Annotated in this window: 2 protein-coding genes and 1 pseudogene; all 3 read left to right on the top strand. The window is 55.9% G+C overall.

All coding sequences use genetic code 11. The features are described from left to right. Window positions 1-231: pseudogene (locus tag H8S64_RS21995) on the top strand (conjugative transposon protein TraK); the annotation flags it as partial. A gap of 4 nt (window positions 232-235) precedes the next feature. After that, window positions 236-532 (top strand): TraL conjugative transposon family protein, encoded by a 297-nt coding sequence (locus H8S64_RS21990; protein ID WP_186978715.1) that lies wholly within the window; start codon window positions 236-238, stop codon window positions 530-532. Beyond that, the coding region (traM, locus tag H8S64_RS21985) for a conjugative transposon protein TraM (protein WP_186978714.1) at window positions 510-1,735 on the top strand (1,226 nt) is incomplete at its 3' end. The genes H8S64_RS21990 and traM, both read left to right, overlap by 23 nt.

The following is a 1,735-nucleotide window of genomic DNA, read 5'->3' as shown; positions in this document are numbered from 1 at the left end:
ACGCAGACGGTGGAGATTGACAGCGTGAAGTGCGACTTCGACCAGTACCCCTACAAGGTGAACACGTATGCCCGCCAGTTGATTGTCCGGGAAAGCAGCCTGACGGTGCGAAGCCTTGTCACCTCGTGCCGGTTGCTTAACGCCACACGGAGCGACAACAACCCGCACGGCTTTATCATCGAAGCGTTCACCATTACCGAGAACAAGGATTTGCAGACCATTAAAAGATAGCCTTATGGAAAGAAAACGAAACCACATCGAAAAGGTGCGGGACTGGGCGGACGACCGCCTGCGCCGAATGTGCGGACGGATTACGCCGGGCAAAAGGCTGGCGGTTATCCTCCTGATGTTCTTCTTTTTCGGCGGCTTGTCTATCTACATCACCGTTTCATCAATCTACAATATCGGGAAACGGGACAGGCAAAGGCTGCAAATAGAACACATCAGACAACTGCCGTTGCACGGCAATGACACAACCAAAAGTATCAACCCGTTAAACAGACCGCAATATGGAAGAAGTACAGAAGAATGAGAACGGCACGACCGTACCGCAGGCGGACGGGAAGCCGAAAAAGGAAGACAAACCCAAACGGGAACTTACCCCGCAGCAGGTGCAGCAGCGCAGGAAAATGATAGTCTTCCCGCTGATGTTCCTTGCCTTTGCAGGGTGCATGTACCTGATATTCGCACCCTCCGGCAAAGAGGACGTGAACGTGGAAAGCGTGGGCGGCTTCAATGCCGACATACCCCTGCCCGCAGAGGACGGGATTATAGCCGACAAGCAAAAGGCTTACGAGCAGGCGGTGACAAACCGTAAACAGCAGGACAAGATACAATCCTTGCAGGACTTCGGTTTCACGCTGGACGATGATACGGAAGAACCACAAGAGGAAATCAATCTGATGCCGGAAGAAGATCCGAAGCCACAAAGGGGCGGCGGTGCTTCTTCACGGGCGGCTTACCGGGACATCAACCGCCAGTTAAGCACGTTCTACGAAACGCCCCCTGTGGACGAGGAAAAAGAGGAATTGAAACGGCAGGTGGCGGAACTGACCGACCGACTGAAACAGCAGCAGAACGCCACGCCTACGGCTGACGACCAAATGGCACTCTTGGAAAAGTCCTACGAGCTGGCGGCAAAGTACATGAACGGGCAGGACGGACAAAGGGGGCAGATTGCCCAAATACCGACAGCCGGGCAGAACGGCGGCGGTATCGGCACTCCGGCTATTCCGGTGCAGGCTATCCGGGAAACGACCGTTTCGGGATTGCAGCAGCCCGTGAGCGATGCCGACTTCATCCGGGCTTACAGCCAGCCACGAAACTACGGCTTCAACACGGCGGTAGGCACGGGGTACGCTATGGGAAAGAACACGGTAGCCGCCTGCATACACCAAGACCAAACGCTGGTGGACGGGCAGGCGGTGAAACTGCGGCTGCTCGAACCCATGCAGGCGGGAAATATCGTTGTGCCGAAGAATACCCTTGTGGCGGGAACGGCAAAGGTGCAGGGCGAACGGCTCGACATACTGGTGTCCTCGATTGAGTACGCTGGCAACATCATCCCGGTGGAACTCGCCGTGTTCGACACGGACGGGCAAAAGGGGCTTTCCGTACCGTCCTCTATGGAGCAGGAAGCGTTCAACGAAGCTATGGCGAATATCGGAAGCGGGCTGGGTACAAGCATTTCCTTTGCCCAAAGTGCCGGGCAGCAGGTGGCTATGGACGTGACAAG

The sequence above is a fragment of the Butyricimonas hominis genome (assembly GCF_014287455.1).
GTDB lineage: Bacteria > Bacteroidota > Bacteroidia > Bacteroidales > Marinifilaceae > Butyricimonas > Butyricimonas muris.
This window is presented reverse-complemented; position numbering and strand designations above follow the sequence as displayed.